The organism is Flavobacterium sp. FG68 (genome assembly GCF_057808895.1).
Window position 1 is genome coordinate 19297 of sequence record NZ_JBMDIY010000029.1, and the last position, 16091, is coordinate 35387.

Consider the following 16091-nt stretch of genomic DNA (forward strand, 5'->3'; position numbering starts at 1 on the left):
TAAGCAGTATCTTTGCTCACTTTAAAAATAAGTTTACATGTCATTATCACAAATTCTTACACCTTCTATACAAAAAGCAATACAAGCATTATTTGACGTTTCTGTTGATAAAATCGAGTTTCAAACTACCAGAAAAGAGTTTGAAGGCGATATTACAATGGTGATTTTTCCTTTGTTAAAAGTGATCAAAAGCAATCCTGCCGAATTAGGAAATAAAATTGGAAACTACTTAGTTGAAAATGTTTCTGAAGTGGCACGTTTCAATGTAGTTTCGGGGTTTTTGAATATTGTAATTTCAGATAGCTATTATCTGAATTTTTTCAATGAAATAAAAAACAATCAAAAGTTTGGATATGTAACACCAGATCCTGCTGACAAAGCAATTATGGTTGAATATTCTTCACCAAACACCAATAAACCTTTGCACTTAGGACACGTTCGTAACAATTTGTTAGGCTATTCTGTTGCAGAAATTATTAAAGCATCTGGTAAAAAAGTGTACAAAACACAGATCATCAACGATCGTGGAATCCATATTTGTAAATCGATGCTGGCCTGGGAGAAATTCGGAAACGGAGAAACTCCGGAAAGTTCAGATTTAAAAGGTGATAAATTAGTAGGTAAATATTATGTTGAGTTTGATAAAGCTTACAAAGCAGAAATCAACCAATTAATAGAAACGGGTAAAACCGAAGAAGAAGCAAAAAAACAAGCGCCAATTATTATTGAAGCACAGGAAATGCTTAAGAAATGGGAAGCTGGAGATGAAGCGGTTATTGCACTTTGGAAAAAAATGAACCAATGGGTTTACGATGGTTTTGCAACTACTTATACCAATCTTGGAGTTAATTTTGATAAATATTACTACGAAAGCAATACTTATTTATTAGGAAAAGATGTTGTACAAGTTGGTCTTGATAAAGGAGTTTTTGAAAAAGATCCGGATGGTTCAGTTTGGATTGATTTGACAGATGAAGGTCTTGATCGTAAAATTGTATTACGTTCTGACGGAACTGCGGTTTATATGACGCAGGATATTGGAACAGCAATTCAGCGTGTAAAAGATATGCCAGATGTTGGCGGAATGGTTTACACTGTTGGTAACGAGCAGGATTATCACTTTAAAGTTTTGTTTTTGATTCTGAAAAAATTGGGCTTTGACTGGGCTTCAAGTCTATATCATTTATCGTACGGAATGGTTGATTTACCTTCCGGAAAAATGAAAAGCCGTGAAGGAACTGTTGTAGATGCTGATGATTTAATGCAGGACATGACAGATACAGCCAAACAAATTTCTGAAGATCTAGGAAAATTAGACAGTTATTCTGCCGATGAAAAAGCAAAATTGTATAAAACAATTGGTCTTGGAGCTTTGAAATATTATATTTTAAAAGTAGATCCTAAAAAACGTATTCTGTTTAATCCCGAAGAATCTGTAGATTTTGCAGGAAATACAGGTCCTTTTATTCAATATACATATGCCAGAATTCAATCAATTATACGTAAAGCCGATTTTGATTTTTCTGAAAAAACAAATATTGAAGAGCTTCACGAAAAAGAAAAAGAACTGGTAAAACAAATCGAACTTTTCCCGGAAGTAATTCAAAATGCAGCACAAAATCATAGTCCGGCATTAATTGCAAACTATACTTATGATTTAGTAAAAGAATATAATTCGTTTTATCAATCTGTTCATATTTTAGGTGAAGTTGATTTGACTAAAAAGATTTTCAGAGTACAGCTTTCACAGAAAGTTGCCGAAGTTATAAAATCTGCTTTTACGTTATTAGGAATTGAAGTTCCGGAAAGAATGTAAAAAGTTTATATAAGAATTTAAAAAAGCCGATAGTTTAAAAACTATCGGCTTTTTGTTTTAGAATTGTTCACTAAAAGAATGAAAAATAATAAGATAAGACATATTTTAAGTTAAATATTGCTTTCGCATATGAATTAAAGATAATTCATGTTAATTTTGCGCTCGCAAATTGAGAAGTATTAAATTTAAATTGAATTAATTCCTTGTTTATTAATTAGTTATCAGTTATAAAATAACTGATTAGTTTTTCGGAATTTTATCTAAATATATGAAGATATTTTCCTTATAGCATTTTTATCTATTTTGAATTAGTACCCTTTTAGTAAGAATTATAAGGATTATCAACCGTCTAATTGAGTTTAGGCGGTTTTTTTATTTGTAAAAATTACACTACATTTTTTAATGTTAAAACGAAATAAAATCTTGTTAAAATTAATTTAATTTTATAAGTTGCGCTCCTTAATTCAAATAAACTATAATGAAAAGAAAAATTAAAGGGCTGTTAGTTCTGGTGTTTGTTCTTACAACGCATTTATTTTTTGCGCAGGAAAGAACGATATCTGGGATTGTGGCGGACGCTGCTGGACCAATTCCAGGAGCAAATGTTGTTGTAAAAGGTACAAGTAATGGTGTACAATCAGATTTAGATGGAAAATATTCGATTAAAGCAAAGACCGGGGATGTTTTGGTTTTTTCTTATATGGGGATGAAGGATAATGTTGTAACAGTTGGAACAACGTCCGTAATTAATGTAAAGTTACAAGAAGGAGGAGAGGAGTTGCAAGAGGTTGTTGTTCAGGTCGTTTTTGGAACACAAAAAAAACAAGAGATTACTGGAGCTGTCACTAAAATTGATGCCAGACAATTAGAAAATACTCAGTCATCAAATGCAGTTCAATCCTTAACGGGTAAAGTTGCAGGTGTACAAATTGCTGCTAATTCTGGGCAGCCTGGAGATAAGCCACAAGTAAGATTTAGAGGAATCGGATCAATTTCATCTTCTAACGAACCATTATACGTTGTAGATGGTATACCTTATAACGGTGATATTAACGCGATATCTTCTCAGGATATTGAATCAGTAAGCTTTTTGAAAGACGCTTCATCAAATGCATTATACGGAAGTAGAGGAGCAAATGGTGTAATTATAATTACAACTAAAAAAGGTAAAAAAGGACAATTGAATGTAACATATGAAACTAAAATTGGAGTTAATTCAAGAGCAGTTCCTGAATATGATATGATTACTGATCCTGGAGAATATTATAAAACGGTTTATAATAGAATTAGAAATGGCTTAATTTATCAGGGACAAACTCCTGCTAATGCTTCAGTTGTTGCTGCTCAAAACTTAATTAGTGGGGATACATATTCATTAGGATATAATAATTATAATGTTCCTAATAATCAAGTAATAAATCCAGCAACAGGAGAATTAAACCCAAATGCAAAATTATTATATCATGACAATTGGTCTAAAAGCCTATTTAGAGACGCTACAAGAATTGAACACTTTTTAAGTCTATCTGGAAGTACGGAAAATCTTAATACTTATTTATCAGTAGGCTATCTTTCAGATAATGGATATACAATTAACTCTAATTTTAAACGTGCAACTGTTAGAGCAAATGTAGATTATACCGTGAATAGCAAAGTGAAAGTTGGGGCTAATTTAAATTATGCAAATTCAGATCAAAATGCTCCAATTTCACAAGTTTCGTCTACTACTTATAGTAACTTATTTTATTGGGCTAGAAATATTGCTCCAATTTATACTATTTGGCAAAGAGATAATAACGGAAACTATATTATGAATGCAGATGGAACCAAAGCATATGAATTTAATAAATCAGGAGATCGCCCATATGGTTCAAATCTTAATCCTTATGCAACTACTTTGTTAAATACTAACCTAAACGAAGAGAATAAATTTGGAGCCAGAGGTTATGTTTCTATTGACTTTTTAAAAAATTTCAACTTTAGATATAATCTTGGATATGATTTACTGTCTGGATATTATTTAAATTCTACTACAGGACTTGGAGGTGACGATATGGGAGTTAATGGTAGAATTGGAACTTCTACAAAAAATGATTATACAATAACAAACCAAGAATTGTTATCTTGGAAAAAAACATTTGGTGATCATAGTTTAGATATTTTAATAGGTCATGAATCATCTGATTTTACATCAAAAATGCTAACTGGACAAAAAAGCGGTATTGTTATACCAGATTTGCCAGTTGTGAGTAATGCAACTGTTTATAATTATTTGGACGGATATAATGATTTATATAAAGTTGAAGGCTATTTTTCACGAGTAAACTATAATTATAAAAACAAGTATTTTGTTAATGGTAGTTTTAGAAGAGACGGATCATCTGTATTTTCTCCAGAAAATAGATGGGGTAATTTCTATGGATTTGGAGGAGCATGGTCTGTTGCAAAAGAATCATTTTTCCCTAAATCTAAATGGATTAATGATTTAAGAATAAAAGGTAGTTATGGAGAACAAGGTAATGATAATATATACTACCCTGCAACATCACAAATAACACATCGTTCTTATTTTGGTAGTTCAAGAAATTATTATGCATATCAAACTCAATATGAGATTGTACCTGATGCAGAAGGAAATGCTAGTGTACTTACCGTTTATCAAGGAAATGAAAAAATTAAATGGGAAAAATCTAAAAACTTAAATATTGGATTTGATCTTCAATTGTTTAATAGGTTAAATATTGAAGCGGAATATTTTGAAAGAAATGTAAGTGATTTGATATATAACCGTCCTAATTCACCATCTACAGGAGTTTCGTTTATTACAGAAAACATTGGAGACATGTCAAATAAAGGAATCGAGATTAATTTAGGACTTGATGTATTAAAATCTGAAAACATTGATTTTAATATCTGGGCAAATAGTACTCATTATAAAAACAAGATAACGGCATTGCCAAGTCCTTTTACAAACGGTATTTTTAGATTTGAAGTAGGAGCTCCTGCATACTCTTATTATTTAAGAGAATTTGCTGGGGTAGATAAAACTAATGGGGATTCATTATGGTATATGGATCAAAAAGATGCTTCAGGGAATGTAACAGGAAAAGTGACAACAAATGTTTACGGGAATGCAACTCAGTATTTAAGTAAGAAAAATGCCAATCCGGATGTTTATGGAGGATTTGGTACAATGGTAAGGTACAAGAACTTGACATTACAAGCAGGTTTTGCTTACCAGTTTGGAGGATATATGTATGATGGAGTATATCAAACAGCAATGTATTCCGGATCAGATGGTATTGGTCAAAATTATCACAAAGATGTAAGTAAAGCTTGGTCAATTGATAATCCTACTTCTAATATTCCACGAATTGATCATGTTTCTACTCTACAAATGTCAAACTCTGATTTTTTCTTAATAAAATCAGACTACATCAGTTTGCAGGATGTTTCTTTATCGTATGATTTTAAAAATAGACAGCTTTTAGATCTTGGAATTCAATCTACAAAGTTTAGCTTGATGGGCTCAAATTTGGCTTTGTGGTCTGAAAGAAAAGGAATGGATCCAAGATTGAATAATTTAGGAGCAAGAACTAATAATGGTCAATCTTTAAATGTGTATGGTGTTATGAAATCCATTTCACTTGGTTTAACTGTAAATTTTTAAAATCATGAAAAAAATAATAATATTGTCATTATCGTTGTTGATCTTTACAAGTTGTGAAAGTGAGTTTCTTGATACAACACCACAATCAACTATAAATGATGAGCAACTTGCGGCTTCAGCAGAAGCAAACGAAGCTATTATTAATGGAATTTATTCTGCATTAAGATCATATGGTTTGTCGATTACAAATCACGAAGATTATGGGCACAAATCTATTTTGGCAGCTACTGATTTAATGTCTAACGATATGCTAATGACAAAATCAAGTTGGTATAGTAATTTTTATAATTATCAAGGAAGGCAACAAACGAATACTAGATCAAGATTAGCATGGAGTACATATTATCCTCAAATTAAAACTACAAATGTTGTATTGGCTGGGATTCCAGAAGGAATTACAGATGATAAACTTAAAGCAATTAGAGGACAGGCTTTGGCATTAAGAGGTTATTTTTATTTTATGCTGGCCCGTATGTATGGACCTACATATATTGGCAATGAAAATAAATTATGTGTACCTCTTTATACTGAATTAGTTTTTGAAGGTAAGGCAAGGTCTACAGTAAGTGAAGTATATAGCCTAATTGAAAAAGATTTAACAGAATCGATTACTTTACTAGAAGGAAATAAACGTAAAAACAATAATGCAATTGATCAGTCTGTTGCTCAAGCATTTTTGGCAGATGTCTATTTAGAAATAGGAAAATATTCTGAAGCTGCAGTTTTAGCAAATGCTGCTAGACAAAAATATCCTCTGCTAACTGAAAACGAATGGATGCAGGGTTTTTATGATGTTAGTAATAAAGATACAATGTGGGGAGCATCAATAACTTCAGCACAAAGTTCTTTTGTCGCTAGTTTTTTCTCCCATTTTGATAATACGAATGAATCTGGATATGCGGGAGGACTTGGAATTTATAAAAATATTGATATTACTTTATATAATAGTATTTCAGGTACTGACTATAGAAAAAATGCTTTCGTAGCTCCTGATGGTAATTCAACATATCCGTCATTACCTGCCTATGCTAATTTGAAATTTATAGATCCAACAATAGATGCTGGTGATTATATTTATTTAAGAGCAGCAGCCATGTACTATATAGAAGCCGAAGCATATGCGAGATCAGGAAATGAATCACTGGCTAGAAAAGCTTTATATGACATAACAATAACAAGAGATCCTGCTTATGTGTTGTCAACTAATACAGGGACAGCTTTGATAAACGAAATCATACTTCAAAAAAGAATTGAATTATGGGGTGAAGGTTATGCATGGTTTGATATGAAACGATTAGGAGTAGCTTTAAACAGAGATTATGTTGGATCAAACCATACTGCATTTGGTAAATTTAATATTCCAGCTGGAGATAATAAATTTATCTTTCAAATTCCGCAGGCAGAAATAGATGCAAATCCATTAATTGTTCAGAATCCTTTATAACAAAATTAAAGTCATAAAAAAAGCCGGTAATCTCAAAATTACCGGCTTTTTTACAACTAACACAAACATTTTTTATTTTACAAATTTGTCGATAATTGCATCAGATTCTGCTTTTGTTGCAGTTGGTTTTAAATCAAACAAAAGAGAATAAAGCGCTTTTCTATCAACTTTAGCTTCTAAGTTTAAGTCTTTATGTCTGTCGAAAAGAGTCTGCCATTTGTCACGAACATTTTTCCAAAGCGCATTGTTTTCTTTCCACCATTTTTGAGCAGCGATACATTTGATGTCTGGAACTTTAGTATAAACATCAAATCCTTTTTCCTGCGCTAACAAAACATCTTTTCCAGCGTCATCACGAATAAGTTTGTCGTTATCTTGCTCATGATTCCATCCTGTAGCAGTGATTTCGTGAATATTTCTTCTTTTTAAAACATTATAGTCATTACGTTTTGTCTGCTCTCTTCTTGGAAGCGGAGCATCTGCAACGTTTGTCCAGTAATCTTGTCCGTCAACATGTACCCAAGTTGAAGATCCTTCATATCTTGGACTGTCATCTACTTGATATACTTTTTGAGTCCACTGCCCTTTAACAGCTTTTTTGTCAAGCTTTTTATATTTCCAGGATGTTCCTTTATCAAAAGAATATAAGTCTGTGTTTTCAAATAACCAATCTTGTCTCCAGTGTTTGATAATCATATCATCACTTACGATTAATAAGTGCTGCATAACAATTTTGTTTGGAGTATCTTCTAACAATTCTACCCATTCTAAAGCAGATTCATGTTTAGTCTGTGAAGGTTTGTATGTAGCTGAATCTTTAGCATATTGAAAAGTTTCTGCAAAGTTGAACTTCACTTCATAACAACCACACATAGATTTAATTGATTTTATGTCTTGTTGTTTCTTGTCCTGACTAAAACCAAGACCACATGTCAAAGCCATAATGGCTGATAAATAAAGGCTTTTTGAAATCATAACTTATTATTTGTTTTTAATTTTTGCAAATATATAAATTTTATTTAGAACAATTAAAAATAGTTATATATTTGCATAGATTATTAAGACTGAATAAAAATAATGAAAATAAAACTATCCCTTTTTGCTGTATTAACTTTCTGTCAAATCTCATTTGCACAGCAAAAAGATACTATTGCGTCTCAAGAAAAACTATCTGAAGTGGTTGTTACAGGCCAGTTTGAACCACAATCTATTAAGAAATCTGTATTTAATGTTCGTGTAATATCAAATCAGGATATTCAAAATTTAGCAGCGAATAATTTAGGAGATGTTTTAAATCAATATTTAAATATTACAGTAAGACCGAGTAGTACAAGCGGGCGTTCTACAGTTTCTTTGTTTGGATTAGACGCACAATATTTTAAAATTTTGGTAGATAACATTCCATTGGTTAATGAGGGAGGTCTGGGAAATAATACAGATTTATCGCAAATTAACCTTAATGATGTTGATCATATTGAAATTGTTGAAGGTTCAATGGGAGTAAGTTATGGAGCAAATGCTGTAAGTGGTGTTTTAAATATAATTACAAGAAAATCTTCAAAATATAAATGGAATATAAACGCAGCTGTTCAGGAAGAAACGGTTAATAATGAATATTCTCTTTTTGAAAAAGGGCGTCATATTCAATCTTTACGCATTGCACATACATTCAGCAAAAATTGGTTTGTAAGTGCTGGGGTAAATAGAAATGATTTTCAAGGATATTTAGCAGACAAAAATGGAAAAGATTATCTTGAAAATGATACTACAAGAGGCTACAGCTGGCTGCCAAAAGATCAATTAAACGGAAGTGCGTTAATATCTTATCACAAAGATAATTTTAGATTTTTCTATAAATTCGAATATTTAGATGAAAATGTAGACTATTATAATAGTACGGTACAATCAAATTTTACTCCTGAATTAGGTTCTTATCGTTACGCTTTTGATAAAAGATATTTTACTAATAGATATTTTCACAATTTAAATGCTACTGGAACATTGTTTTCACAATTAAATTACAACGTATCTGTTTCTCACCAAAAACAACAGCGTGAAGTAGAAGATTTTGAATATTATTTATATACAAAAAAAGAAGACAAAAATGTTACTGTAAAAGACCAGTCTATGGAAGTTATTTCTTCTACAGGAACCATAAATAATTTTTTCTCAGATAAAACTGTTGACCTGCAATTAGGCTATGAGTTTGTAAATAATAATGGTTTTGCACTAGTTCAAGAGCCAAATAATAATACTTCTGCAGTACATAAAAAACTTGAAAATTATGACTTTTTTGCTTCGTCGGAAATTATGGCTACTGACCGATTTTCAATTAAACCAGGATTAAGATTTTCTGCACAATCAAAATTTAAAAATCAGTATGCATCTTCTATTGGTCTTAGATATTTATTTGATAAAGGACTTGAAGTTAGAGGCTCTTATGGTACAGGTTTTAGAACACCAAATTTTGACGAATTATATTCAAAACAAATTTTTGACGGGCATTTTTTTGTTGGGAACGAAAATTTAATACCGGAAACCAGTACTTCTTATGAAGCGAGTATTAAAAAATTTACTTCATTTTCTTCAGGAGTACAGCTTTCAAATACCATTGCCGGAAGTTACCTGGATGTAAACGACAGAATTGATATGGCGTATGTAAGAGATAATCCAGATACAGGAAGCCCGGAATATCAATATATAAACATTAGCAAATACAGAATGTGGAATTTTTCTGCGACGAACCAGTTAAAAATAGATAACCTGACAGTTAATATTGGTGCCGCATTTATAGGTGTTTCACAAAAAATAGACAATGCAAAATTTGTTTCAGATGATCAATTTCTGTATTCATTTAATCTAAATGCTAGTGCTTCTTATACAGTTCCAAAATGGAAAACAATAATTTCTGGATATTATAAATACAACGGAAAAAGCCAACAGTTTGTAGAAGGAAATTCTGCATATATCATTTCTGAAATCGATCCAAGCAGCTGGTTGGATGCATCAATCAGACAAAACTTTTTTAAAGATCACTTTGAAGTAACCCTAGGGGCAAGAAATATCTTAGATGTAACCAATGTAAATCAATCTAGAACAAATGAAGGAGCCGGACATGCCACATCATCAAATTTATTGCTTGCATACGGGCGTTCTTACTTTTTAAAATTAGCATATAACCTTAATCTTTAATATAAAAACAGAAATAAAATGAAAAAATTATTATTACTATCATTCGCGTTCTTATCTCTTGCATCTTGTTCAAGTGATGATGATAATACTCCAGACGTTGAAATCCCAACAGTTGGAGCAACGTTACAGCCAGCAGTAGGTGGGGCAAATCAACCAAATCAAGTTTATCTTGATTTAAGTTCTGAAGAATCTAAATCTGTAAATAGAGCTGCTTGGGATTTTGGATTTTCTACAGGTTCAGAGTTTAGAGTGGTAATCAATGGATCTCTAAAAATGGCGGTAAAAAAATTAGCAACTTCTGATATTACTTTGCCGCAGGAAAGTGATTCTGATGTAGCAGTTGGAGCAGGAACTACAGCAGCTTCAAATGGATATGTTGATAACCCAACTGGTGTTTTAGAAGGTGCAGGTGCTGGAATTGGAACTGCAATTGCTGAAATTTCAGCTACAGATGCTGACAATAAAGTTTATTTAGTAAATCTAGGATTTGCAGTTTCTACAACTAAACCTGCAACAGGTTCAGTTAGTGTTGATGGAGATGCAAGAGGATGGAAAAAAGTTAGAATTTTGAGACGTGGAAATGGATATAAAATTCAATATGCTGATTTAGCTTCTGCTACTTTTACAGAAAAAGTTATTGCTAAAGATGCTGATTTTAACTTTACATTTTTCAGTTTAACAACAGGAAATACATTTTCTGTTGAGCCTCAAAAAGCAAAATGGGATTTAAACTTTACGGTATTTACTAATTATTTAAATGCAGGAACTGAAGTTACTTACGGATATTCTGACTTTATCACTACAAATGCAAAAGCTGGAACTAAAGCTTACCAAGTTTTAGTTGCTGATGGTGTTGCTTATGCAGATTTTACAAAAGCTAAAGTTGTAGAAGCTAATTTTACAGTTTCTGCTACAGATCAAAGAATAATTGGTGCTAACTGGAGAAGTGGTGGTGGACCAAACACTTTACCAAGTATCAGAACAGATCGTTTTTATGTTGTGAAAGATGCTGCAGGAAATTATTATAAAGTTAAATTCTTAGGAATGACAAATGCTGCAGGAGAAAGAGGATATCCAACTTTGGAATACGCTATCTTGAAATAACATAATGAAAAATCTAAAGATTATAAAGATTATTTCATTCTAGGTTATGATGTTTTAACATCAAAAATTTAGTTAATCATTAGCTTTGTTTTTTTTATTTTTTTTTGATTTAGAGGTTAGATTTATCTAGCCTCTTTTTTTTATTTCTTTATTATTAAAAATGAATGTTTAATTCTATCTTTGTCTACATTTATACATTACGAATTAGTAGGAATTTTGCAACAATTCTAAGCATTCGTAGTTATTTCTTTAAATTTAATTTATTAAGTGAATACTAAGTCATATTTCTTTCAATCTTTCGCAATCGTAGCATTAGCATTTGTTGCTTTTATTGGTTTTAAACAAATCTTACCAGATAAAATTTTTTCTGATAGTAAAGTAGATTCCAAAAATGTACTTATAGACAGTCTGCTTCTTGAATCAGTAGCAAAAGATTCATTGTCACTAAAAAGTGACAGCATCGAAGAAAGCGAACGTAAATTAGGCCAGCAGAAAATTGTTTATGATGCTTCTGAAGGTATTGAATTCCCATCAGAAACCTTCGATAATTACAAAGGATATCAATATCTGATTTCTTTTTACGAAAAATTATACCAACTAGAACAGAATCCGCAAAGGCATGTTAGAATTGCTTATTATGGAGATTCTATGACCGATGGAGATTTAATCGTTCAGGATGTGCGTAACAATTATCAGGACCGTTTTGGCGGGAACGGAGTTGGTTTCGTATCCATAACTTCAGAATCTGCAGCGTCAAGAGGTTCTGTTAAAGCCACCTATTCTAAAAACTGGAAAACACAATCATACCTAAATGTAAAAAGACCTGCAAGCCCTTTTGGTGTAAACGGACATGTGTTTTTTGCAAATGACCAGACAAACCCAACCTGGGTTCAATATGAAGCAGGACTTCCAAAACATACAACCACTTTAGATAATCCAACTTTATTTTACGGAAGAGCATCTAAAAGAGGAAACGTAAATTTCATTATCGGAAAAGATACCTTGAAAAAAAGCCTTACTCCAAACAACTTAGTAAACACTTTAAAAGTTACTTCGGGAAGTATAAAAGCTTTCAAAGCAAACTTTATTAATGCCGATTCAATTCCAATTTACGGATTTAATTTTGACAATGGGATTGGTGTTCACGTTGATAATTTCTCTCAAAGAGGAAATTCAGGACTGCCAATTTCTATGTTTGATGCCAGCGTAATGCAAGCCTTTGATAATAACCTGAAATACGATTTAATTGTACTTCACTACGGAACTAACGTTTTGAATTACGGAACCAAAAACTATTTCTGGTATGAAAAAGGAATGACAAAAACCGTAAACAAAATAAAAGAATCATTTCCGGGAGTTTCTATTTTAATTGTTTCAACAGCAGATAAATCGACTAAATATGATTTAGAAATGAAAACTGATTCTGCAGTTGTTCCTTTAATGAAAGCACAGAAAAAGTATGCTTTAGAAACCGAATCAGGATTTGTAAATTTATATACCTTAATGGGGGGTGACGGATCGATGGTAAAATGGGTAGATGAATCTCCTGCAAAAGCCAATAAAGATTACACACATTTTAACCAAAGAGGCGCAAAAGCAATTGGTAATTTGTTATACAGTCAGTTAAATAACGGATACGAACAATATAAAATTTTACGTCAAAAACGTGAAACAGGCGTTAGACCTAAAGCGATTAGAAAACCCAAAGCAGATTCCGTCTCTGTAGAAAAAGATAGCGTAAATGAATAAACTTATTATTTTCTTTTGTTGTCTGTTTTTCTCAACAAATGATAAACCGCAAAATCCAGTTTCACCTCCAATAACTAAAAATATGGTTAGTAAAGTCGATTCAACAACAGTTGAATCTTTCAACGGAAATAATATTTACAATGCGAAAGCTTTAGAAAGTTTTTTTAAGAAATTAAAAGACAATGAAAGCGATAACAATCAAAAAATAAATATTGTTCATATTGGAGATTCTCACATTCAGGGAGATTTAATGACCAATGAAATCAGGAAAAATCTGCAAAGAAAATTTGGAAATGCCGGCCGCGGATTAGTTTTTCCGTACCAATTGGCTAAAACAAACGGATCTTACAACGAGCGTTTTCGCTGCAACAGAGTTTGGGAAACCTATCGAAATATTTATCCGGTTAGAAATTATCCTGTTGGTTTAAGCGGAATTGGACTTTGGAGAGATTCCGGCGGATTTGTTTTAGAACTGAATATTAAAGATCCGGTATATAAGTTCAATTCAATAAAAATAATAACACCTCAAAATGAAGACATGTTTGATTTGTCAACAGCATCTCAAACCAAATTTATTGAAACAGCAGAACCTAAAATAATCAAGCATAAAATTAAAAAAGGAGAAGCAATCTCTGTAATTGCAGATAAATACAATGTTTCGATTGCTGAAATAAAAAGAGCAAATTCGCTAAAATCAAACAACATTCGAGCAGGAAGAATATTAAGAATTCCGACAAACGAAACACAGTCCAGAAATATAAAAACATCTGAATATGTTTCTTTAAACATGGAATCTGATTCGTATTCACATTATTATAATTCAGAAAAAGCTTTAGATAAGATTTATTTGATTCCGAATAAAAAAGCTTCAAAATTTGAACTAAACGGAATTGTTTTAGAAAAAGATGCACCGGGATTAATCTACAGCGGCATTGGAGTAAATGGAGCAAAATATTCAGATTATAATAAATATCCGTTGTTTTTTGAACAGTTAAAAGCTTTACATCCAGATATGTTGGTGTTTTCACTCGGAACAAATGAAAGTTACGAGAAACTGGAATCAGGAAATTACATCAAACAATTAAGAGAGTTTATAAGCAACATAAAAGCGCAGAATATAAATGTTCCAATAATTGTAATGACACCGCCGCCGTCTCTGCTTAGAAAAAGACCGAATACATTCATTCAAGATTACACCAAGCAAATTATTGAAATCGCACAAACTGATGGTTTTGCCGTTTGGGATTTATATGATGAATTTGGCGGAATGGAAGGAATTCGAAATCTAAAATCGGCAAAATTAATTGGTCCTGATTGGGTTCATTATTCTAAAAAAGGATACGAAAAACAAGGGAATTTGTTTTCAGAGGCATTTTTAAAAGCATACGATAATTTTAAATTAAAGAAGTAAGTTGATAACAATAGATAACATCAATAATTGGTTCATCCAAAATTTTGGTGCAATTACAATAGAACAAGTTAAAGGCTGGTTTATTTATAATCCAGACGAAAAACTATTATTTAATACAGGTTTATTCTTAGGATTATTTCTGGTTTTTTATTTTGTGTACGGCTTTTTACGCAAAACATTTTATTTAAGACTAACGTACGTTATTCTCTTTTCGCTTTTCTTTTATTACAAGTCAAGCGGAATTTACTTTTTACTATTATTACTTTCTTCAGTTGTAGATTATGGCTTGAGCCAAATTATCTATAAAGAAACAAAAGTCGCTACCAAGAAAGTATATTTGGTGATAAGTGTAATCCTGAATTTAGGATTGTTAGGTTATTTCAAGTACATGAATTTTATGATTGGAACGTATAACGATATGTTCAACGGACATTTTAAATTTCATGATATTTTCCTTCCGGTCGGAATTTCATTCTACACTTTCCAATCGATGAGTTACATTATCGAGATTTACCGTGAAGAAATTAAACCAACGAAAAACTACATTGAATACTTATTTTTCGTTTCGTTTTTCCCGCAGTTAGTTGCCGGGCCAATCGTGCGCGCAAAAGATTTCCTGCCGCAGATTTATCAAAAGCTAAACTTAACAAGACAAGATGTAAACAATGCCTTGTTTTTGATTATTGGCGGATTAATTAAGAAAACAGTAATATCAAATTATATCTCAATAAACTTTGTAGATCGCGTTTTTGATACGCCTTTAAATTACACTTCGTTTGAAAATTTAATGGCATCTTACGGATATGCCATACAGATTTATTGCGACTTTTCAGGATATTCAGATATGGCAATCGGAATCGCTTTATTATTAGGATTCAAATTACCAGCCAACTTTAGAACGCCATATAAATCAACTTCGATTACCGATTTCTGGAGAAGATGGCACATTTCACTTTCAACCTGGTTAAAAGATTTCTTATACATTTCGATAGGAGGAAACAGAGAAGGTTCATTTGCAGGATTCTTATTCCCAAGTTTATTTTTCTTCGGATTATTGCTTTGGGGAATCACAAGTTACAATACCAGCATAATTCCGTTGATTATTGCTTCAATTTCGATTGCGCTATTTTGTTTATCATTTCTGCTTTCAAACAAAAGAAAACAAACTTTAGTAACCAATCTAAATCTTTTCACCACAATGCTTTTAGGCGGATTGTGGCACGGAGCGGGAGCACAATTTATTGTTTGGGGAGCTTTACACGGATTAGCTTTAGCGGTTCACAAAATTTTCCTTGAATTCTTCCCTTCTAAAAAAGACGGAAAAAGTAATTTCTTATGGAGATTTTTCTCGATTCTAATTACATTCCATTTTGTAGTTTTCTGCTGGATCTTTTTCCGCGCCAGAGATTTCGAAACAGCCTTACAAGTAATCAATAATATTGGTCAGTTAACTTTCGAGCCGCAAAACTGGAAAGCTATAGTTTTAGGGTATAAGAATGTATTCTTATTAATGTTATTCGGATACGTTTGGCATTTCTTACCAGAAGTTATCACAGACAAAATGAAATTGGTTTTCGATAAAACACCATTACTAATAAAAGCAATAATTCTGGGCTTAGTTTACTGGATCGTTTACGCAACAGCAGTTGCCGGTTCACAGCCGTTTATCTATTTTCAATTTTAAAATATAGCCACAAAGGCACTA

At 31.9% G+C, this 16091-nt stretch carries 9 protein-coding genes; 8 read left to right on the forward strand and 1 reads right to left on the reverse strand.

Going from position 1 to position 16091, the window contains the following annotated elements:
* Positions 1–37 precede the first annotated feature (37 nt).
* From argS to ACODSB_RS17435, 3 genes are all read left to right on the forward strand, one after another.
* Entirely contained in the window at positions 38–1816 is a 1779-nt protein-coding gene (gene argS / locus ACODSB_RS17425; protein ID WP_180860781.1) for an arginine--tRNA ligase, read from the forward strand.
* A 478-nt stretch (positions 1817–2294) separates the two neighbouring features.
* Positions 2295–5486 carry a SusC/RagA family TonB-linked outer membrane protein gene (locus tag ACODSB_RS17430; protein ID WP_488937985.1) on the forward strand — a complete coding sequence of 1064 codons (3192 nt, stop codon included), beginning with the start codon at positions 2295–2297 and terminating at the stop codon, positions 5484–5486.
* 4 nt (positions 5487–5490) lie between these two features.
* A complete protein-coding gene (locus tag ACODSB_RS17435; RefSeq protein WP_488937986.1) occupies positions 5491–6930 on the forward strand; it encodes a RagB/SusD family nutrient uptake outer membrane protein in 1440 nt (479 codons plus the stop codon).
* Positions 6931–7002: 72 nt separating this feature from the next.
* On the opposite strand, the gene ACODSB_RS17440 is transcribed toward ACODSB_RS17435, so the two are convergent.
* On the reverse strand, positions 7003–7905 hold the full coding sequence (locus tag ACODSB_RS17440; RefSeq protein ID WP_488937987.1) for a DUF6607 family protein: 903 nt from the start codon (positions 7903–7905) through the stop codon (positions 7003–7005).
* Between the two features lie 102 nt (positions 7906–8007).
* On the opposite strand from ACODSB_RS17440, the gene ACODSB_RS17445 reads away from it, so the two are divergent.
* From ACODSB_RS17445 to ACODSB_RS17465, 5 genes are all read left to right on the forward strand, one after another.
* On the forward strand, positions 8008–10122 hold the full coding sequence (locus ACODSB_RS17445; RefSeq protein ID WP_488937988.1) for a TonB-dependent receptor plug domain-containing protein: 2115 nt from the start codon (positions 8008–8010) through the stop codon (positions 10120–10122).
* 18 nt (positions 10123–10140) lie between these two features.
* Positions 10141–11226, forward strand: coding sequence for an HmuY family protein (locus tag ACODSB_RS17450; protein WP_488937989.1), 1086 nt, complete (start codon positions 10141–10143; stop codon positions 11224–11226).
* A 267-nt stretch (positions 11227–11493) separates the two neighbouring features.
* The gene (locus ACODSB_RS17455; RefSeq protein WP_488937990.1) at positions 11494–12975 is read left to right on the forward strand and encodes an SGNH/GDSL hydrolase family protein; all 1482 of its coding nucleotides are present in this window, start codon (positions 11494–11496) and stop codon (positions 12973–12975) included.
* Entirely contained in the window at positions 12968–14386 is a 1419-nt protein-coding gene (locus ACODSB_RS17460; protein ID WP_256636032.1) for a GDSL-type esterase/lipase family protein, read from the forward strand. Before ACODSB_RS17455 ends, ACODSB_RS17460 begins: the two co-directional genes overlap by 8 nt.
* 1 nt (position 14387) lies before the next feature.
* A complete protein-coding gene (locus ACODSB_RS17465) occupies positions 14388–16070 on the forward strand; it encodes an MBOAT family O-acyltransferase (protein ID WP_488937991.1) in 1683 nt (560 codons plus the stop codon).
* The last annotated feature ends 21 nt before the right edge of the window (positions 16071–16091 follow it).

Coding starts and splice junctions, on each gene's coding strand:
- argS (WP_180860781.1), top strand. CDS start 38: ATGTCATTATCACAAATTCTTACACCTTCTATACAAAAAGCAATACAA.
- ACODSB_RS17440 (WP_488937987.1), bottom strand. CDS start 7,905: ATGATTTCAAAAAGCCTTTATTTATCAGCCATTATGGCTTTGACATGT.
- ACODSB_RS17450 (WP_488937989.1), top strand. CDS start 10,141: ATGAAAAAATTATTATTACTATCATTCGCGTTCTTATCTCTTGCATCT.
- ACODSB_RS17430 (WP_488937985.1), top strand. CDS start 2,295: ATGAAAAGAAAAATTAAAGGGCTGTTAGTTCTGGTGTTTGTTCTTACA.
- ACODSB_RS17460 (WP_256636032.1), top strand. CDS start 12,968: ATGAATAAACTTATTATTTTCTTTTGTTGTCTGTTTTTCTCAACAAAT.
- ACODSB_RS17445 (WP_488937988.1), top strand. CDS start 8,008: ATGAAAATAAAACTATCCCTTTTTGCTGTATTAACTTTCTGTCAAATC.
- ACODSB_RS17435 (WP_488937986.1), top strand. CDS start 5,491: ATGAAAAAAATAATAATATTGTCATTATCGTTGTTGATCTTTACAAGT.